The following is a 13,966-nucleotide window of genomic DNA, read 5'->3' as shown; positions in this document are numbered from 1 at the left end:
ACGAAACCGTTTGCGTAGAAATAAAATGATTCATCAGTTTTATCAATAAATGTGACATGAATCGCGAATAAGTTGCCAACTGGCGCATTCTTAAGCAAAATGCCGCTCAACTTACGGCAACCTTTTACTTTTTCCGGATATACCCAGCTGAGGAACTCCACGCTGCAGAAAATTAACTATTTGAAAAAATTAAAGATTAATTATCTGCTGATCGGCATCGTCACCCTTTTGTTGGCGGCGGCGCTGTGGCCGTCTTTACCGTGGATGGGAAAACCGGAGAACCGCGTTGCCGGGATCATTGCTCGCGGCGAACTGCGCGTGAGTACAATTAACTCCCCGCTGACCTACGCCGCCATCAACAATAAAGACTACGGTCTTGATTACGAACTGGCGAAACGCTTCGCCGATTACCTTGGGGTGAAGCTGAAAGTCACCGTGCGGCAGAATATTAGCCAGCTATTTGACGATCTCGATGCCGGTAAAACCGATATGCTGGCCGCCGGGCTGGTCTATAACACCGAGCGGGTAAAGAACTATCAGGCGGGCCCCACCTATTATTCCGTTTCGCAGCAGCTGGTCTATCGCGTTGGCGGTAATCGCCCGCGCACGCTGGCCGGGATCAACGCCGAACAGCTCGCCATCGCCCCAGGCCACGTCGCCCTTAACGACCTGCAGGCGCTGAAGGAGAGCAAATACCCGGACCTCAACTGGCGCGTCGATGAAAAACGCGGCACTACCGCCCTGATGCAGGCGGTCATCGACGGCACGCTGGAATATACCGTCGCCGATTCCGTCGCCGTCAGCCTGTTCCAGCGCGTGCATCCGGAGCTGGCTGTGGCGCTCGATATCAGCGATGAACAGCCGGTCACCTGGTTTAGCGAAAAAAGCGAAGACAATTCACTATCGGCAGCTATGCTCGATTTCTTTAATAGTATGAATGAAGACGGCACCCTCGCCCGCCTGGAAGAGAAGTATCTCGGCCACGGCAACGATTTCGACTATGTTGATACCCGCACCTTCCTGCGCGCGGTGCAGAATACGCTGCCGGATCTGAAGCCGCTTTTTGAGAAATACGCCCGGCAGATCGACTGGCGACTGCTGGCGGCGATTGCCTGGCAGGAGTCGCACTGGGATCCGCAGGCCACCTCGCCAACCGGCGTGCGCGGCATGATGATGCTAACCCGTAACACCGCCCAGAGTTTAGGCCTGACCGACCGTACCGATGCCGAACAGAGCCTCGATGGCGGTATGCGCTATCTGCAGGATATGATGGCCAAAGTGCCGGATTCAATCCCGAAAGAGGAGCGGATCTGGTTTGCGCTGGCGGCTTATAACATGGGCTACGCGCATATGCTTGACGCGATGGCGCTGACAAAAAAACAAAAAGGCAATCCGAACAGCTGGTCCGACGTTAAGCAACGTCTACCATTATTGAGCCAGAAGCCCTACTACAGCCGCTTAAAATATGGCTACGCCCGAGGCCATGAGGCCTACGCCTACGTGGAAAATATTCGTAAGTACCATATCAGTCTGGTTGGGTATTTGTCTGAACAGGAAAGGAAAGCGGCGCAGGAGATGGCGATTGCCGAAGATTATCCAGCCGTCGCGCCGGAAGAACTCGATAGCGAGCATAAAGAGTATGCGATGCCCTTCTTTAAGTTTCGCGGCGAAAAGCTTGTCGACAACGTTAAACTGAAGTTGCCGACATTGGGACGTTAGCCCTCTTCCTGACGCGCTTTCTTCAATGCCTTTTTCTCTTCCCGCCGCCAGCGGAAGAAATCGCTCAGCATTGCGGAGCAAGATTCAGCCAGAATTCCCTCGGTAATTTCAACGCGGTGGTTCATCCCCGGATGATGCAGCACATCGATTAACGACCCGGCCGCGCCGGTTTTAGCATCGCGGGCGCCGAACACCAGCCGCGAGATACGGCTATGCACCATCGCCCCGGCGCACATCACACAAGGCTCCAGCGTGACGTACAGCGTGGCATCAATTAAACGATAGTTCTGCAGGACCAGCCCTCCCTGACGCAGCGCCATAATTTCGGCATGGGCGGTGGGATCGTGACGACCAATCGGCCGGTTCCAGCCCTCACCGATGACCTGATTGTTATGCACCAGCACGGCGCCCACCGGCACCTCGCCCTCTTCCCAGGCGCGTTTCGCCAGCGTCAGCGCATGGCGCATCCAGTATTCATCATTAAATTCGTGGTCAGACACAGCGGCACTCCTGCAGAAAAAGCGGGGCGCATTATACATGGGCGCTATATATCGCCCAAATAATTCGCCTGCAGCAGAATTATTCGAGCTGCTGGAGATCGCCCTGCGGCGTCACCCGCCAGCGGTGCTGGCAAAAACAGAGTAGCGGGTTATCCTGCTCGCTATCGCTATAGCCGCTATATAAGCGTAGCGGCGCGCCGATCCGCTGTTCCAGCTGCGCTACTTTCTCATGGCCCAGGCAACGCAGCGTCAGCACCCAGCCGCCGCGACGGCGGCTCATACGGCTGGCGATAAGCTTTACGCGCGGCAGCCAAAGCGTATCGGCATAGACCTGTTCCACCAGCGACTGCGGTGAGCCGGTAATCAGCCAGACGTCGGCATCGGTACTGGTTAAATAGTCGTTTAGCCGGCCCTGTACCACGGGAAAGGCGGTCACGTGCTGGCGAAACCAGCTAACGAACTCCGCCTCCAGACGCTTAAGATGGCTTTCACGCCGGCCACAGGTGGCGGCCCACAGCAGCAGGCTCATCGGCCAGCGCGCCGCGCGTCCGTTAACCAACAGCCCCAGCAGTACTATTGGCGACAAGGCCGCCACTGCCAGTACGTTGAGCGGTTGACGACGTAAGAGGTAACGAATAAAGCTGCCGAACATATCCTGCTGGTGCAAGGTGCCATCAAGATCGAAAAACACGACTCGTCGCGCGTTACTGTTCAAACCGAACTCCTTTCTGGTACGGATTTTCCTGGCGATGTCGATAGCTTAACAGGCTTGCCGCGACGAGCGCGAAATTGTCTGCCGTGGTTGAGGTAAGATTCAGAATCTGACCCGTTCGCATAATTCTTCACAGCAGAATTTTTAATTCGTATTATTCCACTTATAATCGAATACAAAATTCTTTTCGCCGCTAACGCCCTCCTTCGGAGAAGCCATGAACTGTTTAATCCGCATCCGCCAACGTTACCCGTCGCTGGCGGCGAGCGACAAAAAACTTGCCGACTTTATTCTGGCTCAGCCGGACCAAACCCGCCATCTCAGCTCGCAGCAGCTGGCGGGCGAAGCGGGTGTAAGCCAGTCCAGCGTGGTGAAGTTCGCGCAAAAAATGGGGTTTAAAGGCTTTCCGGCATTAAAACTGGCGCTCAGCGAAGCGCTGGCTAGCAGCCCGGATCCGCACTCTGTACCGGTACATAACCAAATTCGCGGCGACGATCCGCTGCGTCTGGTGGGCGAGAAGTTGATCAAGGATAACATCGCGGCGATGCACGCCTCGCTTGACGTCAACAGCGAAGAGAAACTTCTGGAGGCTGTGACCCTACTGCGCGATGCTCGCCGGGTGATCATTACCGGCATCGGCGCCTCCGGGCTGGTGGCGCGCAATTTTAGCTGGAAGTTAATGAAAATTGGCATCAACGCCGTCGCCGAGCAGGATATGCATGCGCTGCTGGCAACGGTGCAGGCGATGTCGGCGGACGATCTGCTGCTGGCTATCTCCTATTCCGGCGAACGCCGCGAGATCAATATGGCGGCTGCTGAAGCGCTACGCGTTGGCAGCAAAATCCTCGCGATCACCGGGTTTACTCCCAACGCCTTGCAGCAGCAGGCTTCGCAGTGTCTCTACACTATTGCTGAAGAGCAGGCGACGCGCAGCGCGGCGATCTCCTCCACCAGCGCGCAAATGATGCTCACCGATCTCCTGTTTATGGCGCTGGTGCAGCAAGATCTCGAACACGCGCCGGAACGCATACGCCATAGCGAAGCGCTGGTGAAAAAGCTGGTCTGAGTAGAAAATGGGCATCTGGCAATGCCCACAAACATTAGATTGTTTTTAGCTGATTGATAATAAAAGGATTTAGCTGTAATAAAAGCAGCAATTTTCGCGGCGCCCCGGTTGGCTGGCGTCGTTTTGTTTCCCAGCTTTTTACCAGGTCGTAGCTCACCCCTACCGCCAGGGCAAAATCCTGTTGTTTTAAGCCCGTCGCTTCGCGAATCGCTTTCACATCGATCGGGCTAAAGGTGTGAACATGCTGCGGCTCAGGGGTTTGTTCACCTTTTTCAATTCTCACCATTTCTTCTGCACTGGCCAGCAGATCGGCAAATAACTCGTCTTTCATCTGTACCTCATCGCCCTCGTGGACACCACTGGCACCGTTGCCTCGTGGGAGTGACAGAACCTCAGCGGGATACCAGCATAGCGGATAACTGCTTCAGCATCTTCTTTTGTTCTTCCGTTAAATCATCCAGCTCATTTTTGGGATAGACCAATGCCAGATAAATTCGCCCTTTACGCGTCACATTGTAATAAATAATTCTCACCCCGCCACGCTTGCCCATCCCCGGTCGGCTCCAGCGAATTTTTCGAAATCCCCCAGTCCCTGCAATGGTATCGCCAGCCTCAGGATCCTCAATCAACATCTCCTGAAAAACGCGAAACTCGTCATCCGGTAGAAGCGCCTGACGCCGTTTACTGAAACCCTGCAGCTCAATAAAAGTGTACATACCGCATCCTGCGTATCATGATTATAAAATCATCATAAGTGTACAGGGTACAACAATCAAGTTGATAAATGTACCAGGTACATATTCAGGGTCAACGGGATTATAAATATACACGCTAGCGAAGCCTGGTGAAAAAGCTGGTCTGAGTAGAAAATGGGCGTATAATGCCCGCCCTGTTTGTGTTGTTTCTGAGATTTTCCTGATGGCGCTGTTAATCACCAAAAAATGCATCAATTGCGACATGTGCGAGCCGGAGTGCCCGAATGAGGCCATTTCGATGGGCGAGAGCATTTATGAGATTAACAGCAATCGCTGCACCGAGTGCGTGGGCCACTACGACACGCCAACCTGCCAGAAAGTGTGCCCGATCCCGAATACTATTCTCAAAGATCCGGCGCACGTCGAGAATGAAGAACAGTTGTGGGATAAATTCGTGCTCATGCACCACGCGGATAAGCTTTAACCCGCGGGTTTAGCTTTCGACGATCACCGTGGCGCAGGCGTAGTGGCGTTCATCGGCGAGAGTGACGTGAATAGCGCTTACCCCCATCCGTTCAGCCAATAGCTTTGCTTCGCCCCATAGCCGCAGTTTCGGCTTGCCTAATTCATCGTTGTAAACTTCGAACTGATTAAACGCCAGGCCGTTGCGAATACCGGTTCCGAGCGCTTTCGCCGCTGCTTCTTTGACCGCAAAGCGTTTTGCCAGAAAACGCACCGGCTGCTGATGCTGCTCCCAAATGCTCCATTCGTGATTGCTCAGTACCCGGCGCGCCAGGCGATCGCCGCTACGGGCGATCACCGCTTCGATGCGGGCGATTTCGACGATGTCGGTACCCAGCCCGAGAATCGCCATTAGCCGCGCGCTTCCAGCATCAGGCGTTTCATTTCCGCGACAGCTTCTTTCAGGCCGCTCATCACCGCGCGACCAATAATGGCATGACCGATATTCAGCTCATGCATTTCCGGCAAGGCGGCAATGGCTTTCACGTTGTGATAGGTCAAACCGTGACCGGCATTCACCTTCAGACCAAGGCTGGCGGCATAAGTCGCCGCTTTGGCGATACGCTCAAGCTCTTTTGCCTGTTCGGCATCGGTTTTGGCATCGGCATAGCAGCCGGTATGGATTTCGATATACGGCGCGCCCACGTCGGCAGCCGCTTTGATCTGCTCATTATCCGCGTCAATAAACAGGGAGACCAGAATACCGGCATCCGCTAGGCGCTGACAGGCATCGCGCATCTTATCGCGCTGTCCGGCCACGTCCAGCCCACCCTCGGTGGTCACTTCCTGACGCTTCTCCGGCACCAGGCAGCAAAAGTGCGGTTTAGTTTCGCAGGCAATCGCCAGCATCTCTTCAGTGACCGCCATTTCAAGGTTCATTCGGGTGTGCAGAGTCTGGCGCAGGATGCGCACGTCACGATCGGTGATATGGCGGCGGTCTTCGCGCAGGTGCACGGTAATACCATCGGCGCCGGCCTGTTCAGCAATAAAAGCCGCCTGCACCGGATCCGGATAAGCGGTACCGCGCGCGTTACGCAATGTCGCAATGTGGTCAATATTGACCCCTAACAGTAATTCAGCCATGACAATCCTCGTTAATCATTATTCGTATTATCGGCTCGCGCCTTTCGCGCGGGCATAAACTGGCGAAACAGTTCCCGGCTCTTGAGCGGTTTCCCTCCAAGATACGGCTTCAGGGCGATGCGGGTAAAGCGCTTCGCGGCGCGCAGCGTATCTACATCCGGAAACTCTCGGCTAGCCAACGCTTTCAAATGGTGCCCGGTAAACGTGCTGTTATCAATCACCAGGCTGGCGATAAAGCCTTTTTCTTTACGATAGCGGTAGGTCATGGTGTCATCCACCGGGTCGCCGCTGCCGGCGCAGTGGAGGAAATCAACGCCATAGCCCAGGTGCCCGAGCAGCGCCAGTTCAAAGCGCCGCAGCGCGGGCTCCGGCGAACCGCTGGTCCCGGCAAGGGCCTGAATGCAGTGCAGGTAGTCGAAAAAGAGTTCGGAGAAGCGCGTTTCGTGCTCGAGCACGCGGGAGATGAGTTCGTTAACGTAAAGACCGCTGTAGAGCGTGATGCCGCTGAGCGGCAGCGCCAGCGAGACGGCTTCCGCGCTGCGAAGGGTTTTGACTTCGCCGCGGCCGCCGAAGCGAACCAGTAAGGGGGTGAAGGGCTGTAAGGCGCCTTTGAGATTAGAACGTTTGGAGCGTGCGCCTTTGGCAACCAGGCGCACGCGACCGGACTCTTCCGTGAAGACGTCCAGCATCAGGCTGGTTTCGCTCCACGGTCGGCTATGCAGGACAAAGGCGCGCTGCCATCCATCCACGTTGCGTTAACTCAGAGGTCGTCAACGTAACCGAGACTGCGCAGCGCGCGCTCGTCATCGGCCCAGCCGGATTTCACTTTGACCCACAGTTCGAGGTGCACCGGCGCTTCAAACATCTCTTGCATGTCTTTGCGCGCTTCGATGCCGATGGTTTTGATTTTGGCGCCTTTGTTGCCAATTACCATCTTCTTCTGCCCTTCACGCTCGACGAGGATCAGGCCGTTGATGTCGTAACCGCCGCGTTCGTTACTCACGAAACGTTCAATTTCGACGGTCACGGAGTACGGCAGTTCAGCGCCCAGGAAACGCATCAGCTTTTCACGGATGATCTCGGAAGCCATGAAACGCTGGGAACGGTCGGTAATGTAATCTTCCGGGAAGTGATGAATCGCTTCCGGCAGATGTTTACGTACGATCGACGCGATAGTATCAACGTTGGTGCCGGTTTCCGCAGAGATCGGCACGATGTCGAGGAAGTTCATCTGGCTGGCAAGGAACTGCAGGTGCGGCAGCAGATCCGCTTTTTCCTGCACGTTATCAACTTTGTTGACGGCCAGAATCACCGGCGCGCGCGCATCGCGCAGCTTGTTCAGCACCATCTCGTCATCTTGCGTCCAGCGGGTGCCTTCAACGACAAAGATAACCAGTTCCACGTCGCCAATAGAGCTGCTGGCCGCTTTGTTCATTAAGCGGTTAATCGCGCGCTTCTCTTCCATATGCAGGCCCGGGGTATCAACATAAATCGCCTGATACGGCCCTTCGGTATGGATACCGACGATGCGGTGACGGGTAGTCTGCGCTTTACGGGAAGTGATCGAAATCTTCTGCCCCAGCAGCTTGTTCAACAGCGTGGATTTGCCAACGTTTGGACGACCAACGATGGCGACAAATCCGCAATAACTTTTTTCTTCGCTCATTCCAGCTCCAGTTTTTTCAGCGCCTGTTCGGCGGCAGCCTGCTCCGCCTTGCGACGGCTGGAACCTGTGCCAACCACCGGTTCACTCAGGCCACTGACCTGGCAGTGGATAGTAAATTCCTGATCGTGCGCTTCGCCGCGTACCTGGACGACCAGGTAGGACGGCAGCGGCAGATGACGCCCCTGCAGATACTCCTGCAGACGAGTCTTCGGATCCTTTTGCTTATCGCCCGGGCTGATTTCATCCAGACGAGTCTGGTACCAGGAGAGGATTAAGCGTTCAACATTTTGAATATCGCTGTCGAGGAAAACCCCGCCGATTAAGGCTTCTACGGTGTCAGCCAGAATCGATTCGCGACGAAAACCGCCGCTCTTCAGCTCGCCAGGCCCAAGGCGCAGGCACTCGCCCAGTTCAAATTCGCGGGCGATTTCCGCCAGCGTATTGCCTCGCACCAGCGTCGCGCGCATACGGCTCATATCTCCTTCGTCTACCCGAGGGAAACGATGATAGAGCGCATTGGCGATCACGAAACTTAAAATAGAGTCGCCTAAAAACTCGAGACGCTCGTTGTGTTTGCTGCTGGCACTGCGGTGAGTTAATGCCTGTTGCAACAGCTCCTGATGAACAAAAGTGTAGCCCAGCTTTCGTTGAAGCCGATTAATTACGATGGGGTTCATGCGTTACCAATAAATGAATGCGTCAAAGATGCAGCACACGAAACCGACCTGAGCATACATACCCTTGATATATAAGGGCAGAAACTAACCAACGCGGTTTCGTGTGCAGTGTCACTCTTTCGAGAGACAACCAAAAACTTCGGGGGGATATTCTATACTCAACGACAAGGGATGTCGTTAGTTTGGATGGATTTAAATACTAAATAATTCACGCTGCCGTTATTGCACCAGCAGCGTGAATTAAGATGGGGAATTAGTGGATACCGCCGATGCGCGATAAACGTACGCCGGTTGGCCACTCACCTTCCTGTTTTTCGAAGCTCATCCAGATGGCGGTGGCTTTACCCACCAGGTTCGCTTCCGGCACGAAACCCCAGTAACGGCTGTCGGCGCTGTTGTCGCGGTTATCGCCCATCATGAAGTATTCACCCGGCGGAACGACCCACGTTGCCAGTGGTTGGCCAGACTGACGATAGTACATCCCCACCTGATCCTGAGCGATAGGTACCGTCAGAATACGGTGGGTCACTTCGCCCAGCGTTTCTTTGCGCTCGGTCAGACGAATACCGTCGGCTTTGGTTTCGCCTTTTGGCAGTTGCCAGAAACCGCTGGTAGCTTCACCACCGTTGCGACGGGAGAAGGTCTGAACGAAATCGCTTGGTTCGACGTTGGAGTAGGTGATCGGCAAGGCGCTACCGCATGCCTGACCCGACGCGCAGCCAGGCTCGATCGTGACCTGTTTAGCGACCGGATCGTAAGTGACTTTATCACCCGGCAGACCAACCGCACGCTTGATGTAGTCAAGGCGCGGATCTTCCGGATATTTAAATACCACGATGTCGCCGCGCTTCGGATGACCGGTTTCGATCAGCGTTTTCTGGTAGATCGGATCTTTAATACCATAGGCGAATTTCTCCACCAGGATAAAATCGCCAATCAGCAGAGTCGGCATCATCGAACCTGACGGGATCTGGAACGGTTCATAGATAAACGAACGCACAATCAGCACAATCGCCAGCACCGGGAAGATAGAGGCGCCGGTTTCCAGCCAGCCCGGTTTTGGGCCGACCTTCTTCAGCGTTTTCTTGTCCAGCTGATCGCCGGTCGCTGCCTGAGCAGCGGCCTGACGTTCACGACGTTTCGGTGCGAATATGAACTTATCCAGACACCACAACAGCCCTGTGACGAGGGTCGCAATGACCAGAATCAGGGCAAACATGTTCGCCATGCCAACTCCTTAGATTATTTGCCGTCTTTACCAACGTGCAGAATGGCGAGGAACGCTTCCTGCGGCAGTTCAACGTTACCAACCTGTTTCATACGCTTCTTACCTTCTTTCTGCTTCTGCAGCAGCTTTTTCTTACGGCTGACATCACCGCCGTAGCATTTCGCCAGGACGTTTTTACGCAGCTGTTTGACGGTAGAGCGCGCGATGATGTGGTTGCCAATAGCCGCCTGAATCGCGATATCGAACTGCTGACGCGGGATCAGCTCTTTCATCTTCTCGACCAGCTCGCGGCCACGATACGGCGCGTTGTCGTTGTGCGTAATTAACGCCAGCGCATCGACGCGCTCACCGTTGATCAGTACGTCAACGCGCACCATGTTAGAGGCCTGGAAACGCTTGAAGTTATAATCCAGCGACGCATAGCCGCGGGAGGTGGACTTCAGACGGTCGAAGAAGTCGAGGACCACTTCCGCCATCGGGATTTCATAGGTCAGCGCAACCTGTTTGCCGTGGTAAACCATGTTGGTTTGCACGCCGCGTTTCTCGATACACAAGGTGATCACGTTGCCGAGGAACTCCTGCGGCAGCAGCATGTGACATTCGGCGATCGGTTCACGCAGTTCCTGAATATTATTCAGCGGCGGCAGCTTCGACGGACTATCGACGTAAATAACCTCTTTAGAGGTGGTTTCTACTTCATAGACTACCGTCGGCGCGGTGGTAATCAGGTCAAGATCGTATTCACGCTCCAGACGCTCCTGAATGATTTCCATGTGCAGCAGGCCGAGGAAGCCGCAGCGGAAGCCGAAGCCCAGCGCCGTTGAGCTTTCCGGCTCATAGAACAAGGATGCATCGTTCAGACTCAGTTTACCCAGCGCATCGCGGAAGTTCTCATAGTCATCAGAGCTCACCGGGAACAGACCGGCATAGACCTGTGGCTTCACTTTTTTGAAGCCCGGCAGCGCCTTATCCGCTGGATTACGCGCCGCGGTCAGGGTATCGCCCACCGGCGCGCCAAGGATGTCTTTAATGGCGCACACCAGCCAACCCACCTCGCCGCATTTGAGTTCGGTACGGTCAACCTGTTTCGGGGTGAAGATGCCCAGACGGTCGGCGTTATAGACCTGACCGGTGCTCATCACCTTAATTTTGTCGCCTTTGCGCATGGTGCCGTTTTTAATACGCACCAGCGACACGACGCCTAAATAGTTATCGAACCAGGAGTCGATAATCAGCGCCTGCAGCGGGGCGTCCGGATCGCCTTCCGGCGGCGGAATGTCGCGTACCAGACGTTCCAGCACATCCGGCACGCCAACACCGGTTTTCGCCGAGCAGCGAACCGCGTCGTGAGCGTCGATACCGACGATATCTTCAATCTCGTCCGCTACGCGCTCAGGGTCGGCCGCAGGCAGGTCGATCTTGTTAAGAACCGGAACGACTTCGAGGTCCATTTCCATCGCGGTATAGCAGTTCGCCAGGGTCTGGGCTTCTACGCCCTGCCCGGCGTCAACCACCAGCAGCGCGCCTTCGCACGCTGCCAGGGAGCGCGAGACTTCATAAGAGAAGTCAACGTGGCCCGGGGTGTCGATAAAGTTAAGCTGATAGGTTTCACCATCGCTGGCTTTATAGTCGAGGGTGACGCTCTGCGCCTTGATGGTAATGCCGCGCTCACGTTCAAGGTCCATGGAGTCCAGAACCTGGGCCGCCATTTCGCGATCAGAAAGGCCACCGCAAATCTGGATGATACGGTCAGACAGCGTCGACTTACCGTGGTCGATGTGAGCGATGATCGAAAAGTTACGTATATTCTTCATATTTAGAGTTAATTATGCCTTACGAGTCTCATGAGGCCGCTGTTCTGTGCCTGACGTTTTTTAATCCGAAAACGCCGCATTCTACACTACATCCGCGAAACCAGGAAATGCTGTTAGATCCAGCATAACGGCAGAATTGTGGCGTTGTATCAGGAAGCGTAAATAAAGATGAGGGACAGTGAAATCACTGCCCCATTTCAGAGGAAGGCGTATCAACGCGCAGCAAATCCGGCGGTAAACCGACGCTTAAAATCACCGGCTGCCACGACTGGCGAGCAGCCAGCTTCGGCGACAGCCCGCGCGCCACCAGGAATCCGCCGACGCCGCCAAGCAACGCGCCGCACAGCGAAGCAATATCGCTGGCAAACAACACCTGAAAAATAGATGCCATCACAAACAGCCCGAACAGCGGCGCCATGTAGACCAGCATCGCCGAACCCAGCAAGCTGCTTTCAGCAATGCCCAGCTCCACTTTTTGCCCGGCCGTCAGCGGCTGGTCGCAGGGAACGCTAATGGTATGGCTGGTTTGCGGCCCCAGTTTATTGAGCACCCGGCTACCGCAACCGGCGCGCGAGGCGCAGCTGCTGCAAGAGGCTTTAACATCGCAGTGAACCTGCGCCACGCCGTTATGCCAGGAGACGACAGTCGCCCACTCTTTGATCATTGCGCGGCCCTGAACTTAATGCTGTCTGAGATACGTTTTGCCGTCTGCGGCGGTAATTCGCCAACCACCGAGATTTCGGCGTTATCGCGCACCGAAGTGCTGACGGTACGGCGACCTGTGCGCAGCAGCTGATCGCTGCTGTTAGCCGTCGCGCGGTTAACGTTAACGGAGAAGCTAAACAGACCGTCGGAATAGAGACGAGACTCGACCGGACCGTCGAAGGTCGGTAAACGACGCTGGCTGCTGGAAACTTCCGTCACGCCCTGCGGCAGCCAGGTTGGCGCCCAGTTAAAGTTGGCTTTATTGCCGCTTTCCGGAACCGACAGTTGCGGCGGCAGGCTGGCTTTTGACAGCGCTTCCATACTCGAGCTTACGTTATCACCGATATTGAATGAGACCACCCGGAACTGCTCCAGGGTTTCACCGTCGCGGTCGAGCAAGTCGACGCGTAGCGGCAGCTTGGTCTCGGCATCCAACCACGCAATGTAGCTATAGCGCGTACCGTCGCGGGCCACCACGCGCACTACATCGCATAGGCGATCGGCGATACGCGTCCGGCCAACGGAGATGAAATCATAATACGAGGCCAGCTTTTTGAAATCGGTATACACCAGAGACGGCAAGGAATCGACGATATAGTCGCCGTTCAGGGTGAAGGGATCGAGACCGGGTTCAAAATAGCTGATTTCAGTACCGCGCAGCACCACTTCCCGACGAGGACCGTCGAGCTGCAGCAACTGAGCAAGGGGCTGGTTGTTCAACCGCACGTGACGATAGCGCAGCGACTCAACGCCCTGTTTGTTGATACTGACAAAAGACAGCTCGTAGTTGAGGGACTGGCTAGCCAGGTTCATCTGCTGCAACAACGCCCCGGACGATGTATCAGCCGAGGCGTTGGTGGAGAAGAACAGGCTGCCTGCCATGAGCGACATGGCACACCAAAGTTGCTTCATTACTGCGATTGCGTTCCTAAAGTTTGATAACCCGGCACCTGAACAGCGGCTTGCTGAGTCTGGGCCTGGCCAAACTGAAGCTGCTCAGCGTGCAGGCGACGCTGCAATTCATAGTCCTGCAGCATAGCATTAATACGACGACGTTGCTCCTGAACCTGCGCCTGCTGACCGCTGCCGGCGGAGGCATCGGCCGGAACGCCCAGGCTAACCGGGCTGGCTTTGCCCATCATCGGCATGGTGTTGAAGACTGGCGCTTCCGGCTGCTGGGAGGCATCGGAGTGTCCGTTATACTGCTGGACACCGACGATAACGGCCAGAGAAACGCACGCTGCCACGCCCATTTGGGTAAGCGAGCTGGCCCACGGGCGCACTTTCTGCCAGAAAGGCATTTGACGCCACTGGTGTGGAGCGGGTTGAGATTCAGGAATAAGCGGCGCAACCTGACGAGCAGGTTCGTTCTCGATGGCGGCCATCACGCGAGCTGAGATATCAAATTGGAGCATCTCAGCGGTATCGCCTCGCAGCGTGTCGCGGATGAGATGGTAGCTCTCCCAGGTTTTTTGCATTTCAGAAGAACGACTCAGCTCATTGAGCAGCTCGTTATCCAGCGTTTCACCATCCATTAAGGCCGAAAGTTTTTCTTTCTGCATGCCTGATACCCTTTTCC

At 55.3% G+C, this 13,966-nt stretch carries 17 protein-coding genes; 3 read left to right on the top strand and 14 right to left on the bottom strand.

Annotation, left to right across the window (positions count from 1 at the left end):
- Positions 1 to 99: 99 nt before the first annotated feature.
- A complete protein-coding gene (gene mltF, locus PGR79_RS14300) occupies positions 100 to 1,719 on the top strand; it encodes a membrane-bound lytic murein transglycosylase MltF (protein WP_113374500.1) in 1,620 nt (539 codons plus the stop codon).
- Here mltF and tadA read toward each other — a convergent pair.
- Both tadA and yfhb read right to left on the bottom strand, forming a co-directional pair.
- Positions 1,716 to 2,219 carry a tRNA adenosine(34) deaminase TadA gene (gene tadA, locus PGR79_RS14295; protein ID WP_015370298.1) on the bottom strand — a complete coding sequence of 168 codons (504 nt, stop codon included), beginning with the start codon at positions 2,217 to 2,219 and terminating at the stop codon, positions 1,716 to 1,718. The two genes, mltF and tadA, sit on opposite strands and share 4 nt — an antisense overlap.
- A 79-nt stretch (positions 2,220 to 2,298) precedes the next feature.
- Positions 2,299 to 2,934 carry a phosphatidylglycerophosphatase C gene (gene yfhb, locus PGR79_RS14290; protein WP_045377600.1) on the bottom strand — a complete coding sequence of 212 codons (636 nt, stop codon included), beginning with the start codon at positions 2,932 to 2,934 and terminating at the stop codon, positions 2,299 to 2,301.
- Positions 2,935 to 3,148: 214 nt separating this feature from the next.
- Between yfhb and PGR79_RS14285 the strand changes: the two genes are divergently transcribed.
- Positions 3,149 to 3,997, top strand: a complete 849-nt coding sequence (locus PGR79_RS14285; RefSeq protein WP_047043382.1) for a MurR/RpiR family transcriptional regulator — start codon at positions 3,149 to 3,151, stop codon at positions 3,995 to 3,997.
- A 34-nt stretch (positions 3,998 to 4,031) separates the two neighbouring features.
- Here the strand turns inward: PGR79_RS14285 and nadS are convergent, their stop codons facing one another.
- On the bottom strand, positions 4,032 to 4,328 hold the full coding sequence (gene nadS, locus PGR79_RS14280) for a NadS family protein (protein ID WP_045392770.1): 297 nt from the start codon (positions 4,326 to 4,328) through the stop codon (positions 4,032 to 4,034).
- A gap of 61 nt (positions 4,329 to 4,389) precedes the next feature.
- Positions 4,390 to 4,713 carry a type II toxin-antitoxin system RelE/ParE family toxin gene (locus tag PGR79_RS14275; RefSeq protein WP_203034259.1) on the bottom strand — a complete coding sequence of 108 codons (324 nt, stop codon included), beginning with the start codon at positions 4,711 to 4,713 and terminating at the stop codon, positions 4,390 to 4,392.
- 202 nt (positions 4,714 to 4,915) lie between these two features.
- Here PGR79_RS14275 and PGR79_RS14270 point away from each other — a divergent pair, with 202 nt between their 5' ends.
- Positions 4,916 to 5,176 (top strand): YfhL family 4Fe-4S dicluster ferredoxin, encoded by a 261-nt coding sequence (locus tag PGR79_RS14270; RefSeq protein WP_045386930.1) that lies wholly within the window; start codon positions 4,916 to 4,918, stop codon positions 5,174 to 5,176.
- 9 nt (positions 5,177 to 5,185) lie between these two features.
- Here PGR79_RS14270 and acpS read toward each other — a convergent pair whose 3' ends face one another.
- From acpS to rseA, 10 genes are all read right to left on the bottom strand, one after another.
- On the bottom strand, positions 5,186 to 5,566 hold the full coding sequence (gene acpS / locus PGR79_RS14265; protein ID WP_213317562.1) for a holo-ACP synthase: 381 nt from the start codon (positions 5,564 to 5,566) through the stop codon (positions 5,186 to 5,188).
- Complete coding sequence (gene pdxJ / locus PGR79_RS14260) at positions 5,566 to 6,297, bottom strand: pyridoxine 5'-phosphate synthase (protein WP_430921919.1); 732 nt, start codon at positions 6,295 to 6,297, stop codon at positions 5,566 to 5,568. Before pdxJ ends, acpS begins: the two co-directional genes overlap by 1 nt.
- A gap of 11 nt (positions 6,298 to 6,308) precedes the next feature.
- Complete coding sequence (gene recO, locus PGR79_RS14255; protein WP_430921917.1) at positions 6,309 to 7,046, bottom strand: DNA repair protein RecO; 738 nt, start codon at positions 7,044 to 7,046, stop codon at positions 6,309 to 6,311.
- Between the two features lie 11 nt (positions 7,047 to 7,057).
- The gene (gene era, locus PGR79_RS14250) at positions 7,058 to 7,963 is read right to left on the bottom strand and encodes a GTPase Era (RefSeq protein WP_015370290.1); all 906 of its coding nucleotides are present in this window, start codon (positions 7,961 to 7,963) and stop codon (positions 7,058 to 7,060) included.
- Positions 7,960 to 8,640, bottom strand: a complete 681-nt coding sequence (gene rnc / locus PGR79_RS14245) for a ribonuclease III (RefSeq protein WP_020078171.1) — start codon at positions 8,638 to 8,640, stop codon at positions 7,960 to 7,962. The genes era and rnc overlap by 4 nt, the downstream gene beginning before the upstream one ends.
- A gap of 253 nt (positions 8,641 to 8,893) precedes the next feature.
- On the bottom strand, positions 8,894 to 9,868 hold the full coding sequence (lepB, locus tag PGR79_RS14240; RefSeq protein ID WP_045392778.1) for a signal peptidase I: 975 nt from the start codon (positions 9,866 to 9,868) through the stop codon (positions 8,894 to 8,896).
- Between the two features lie 14 nt (positions 9,869 to 9,882).
- Positions 9,883 to 11,682, bottom strand: coding sequence for a translation elongation factor 4 (lepA, locus tag PGR79_RS14235; protein ID WP_008803765.1), 1,800 nt, complete (start codon positions 11,680 to 11,682; stop codon positions 9,883 to 9,885).
- 184 nt (positions 11,683 to 11,866) lie between these two features.
- Positions 11,867 to 12,346 carry a SoxR-reducing system protein RseC gene (rseC, locus tag PGR79_RS14230; RefSeq protein ID WP_032712292.1) on the bottom strand — a complete coding sequence of 160 codons (480 nt, stop codon included), beginning with the start codon at positions 12,344 to 12,346 and terminating at the stop codon, positions 11,867 to 11,869.
- Positions 12,343 to 13,299: a sigma-E factor regulatory protein RseB gene (gene rseB, locus PGR79_RS14225; protein WP_045392783.1), complete on the bottom strand. Its 957-nt coding sequence runs from the start codon at positions 13,297 to 13,299 to the stop codon at positions 12,343 to 12,345. Before rseB ends, rseC begins: the two co-directional genes overlap by 4 nt.
- Positions 13,299 to 13,949 (bottom strand): anti-sigma-E factor RseA, encoded by a 651-nt coding sequence (gene rseA / locus PGR79_RS14220; RefSeq protein WP_015370285.1) that lies wholly within the window; start codon positions 13,947 to 13,949, stop codon positions 13,299 to 13,301. The genes rseB and rseA overlap by 1 nt, the downstream gene beginning before the upstream one ends.
- Positions 13,950 to 13,966: the final 17 nt, after the last annotated feature.

This window comes from Klebsiella sp. 141161, from assembly GCF_050600815.1.
GTDB lineage: Bacteria > Pseudomonadota > Gammaproteobacteria > Enterobacterales > Enterobacteriaceae > Klebsiella > Klebsiella aerogenes.
Note: the sequence above shows the minus strand (reverse complement) of the source record. Positions and strands in the feature narration are given on the sequence as shown.